Origin of the sequence: Pseudooceanicola marinus (assembly GCF_002786295.1) — a bacterium.
In the GTDB taxonomy this organism is placed as follows: domain Bacteria; phylum Pseudomonadota; class Alphaproteobacteria; order Rhodobacterales; family Rhodobacteraceae; genus Pseudooceanicola; species Pseudooceanicola marinus.
Map to the genome: position 1 here is coordinate 458 of NZ_PGTC01000027.1, position 204 is coordinate 661.

1 protein-coding gene is annotated in these 204 nt (G+C 77.9%); it reads right to left on the reverse strand.

The features are described from left to right. Nucleotides 1-204, reverse strand: a 204-nt coding sequence (locus tag CVM50_RS21805; RefSeq protein ID WP_198431942.1) for a hypothetical protein, incomplete at both ends; no start/stop codon positions are given.

The following is a 204-nucleotide window of genomic DNA, read 5'->3' on the forward strand; positions in this document are numbered from 1 at the left end:
CCGGCGCGGCGCCGAGTAGGTAGGGGCCGCAGGGGGCGAGCCGGCGCAGCAGGCGGGGCATGGGGTGCAGAGCGGGGGTGTCGCAGACCCTCCGTGCCGCGTCATGGGGCGCGAGGGTCATGGCCAGCACGAGCGCCAGCTGTACCAGGGTGCCACCCTGCGCCAGGGCGGCGGCCGAGAGCGCGGCGACGGTCGGGCAGGCGA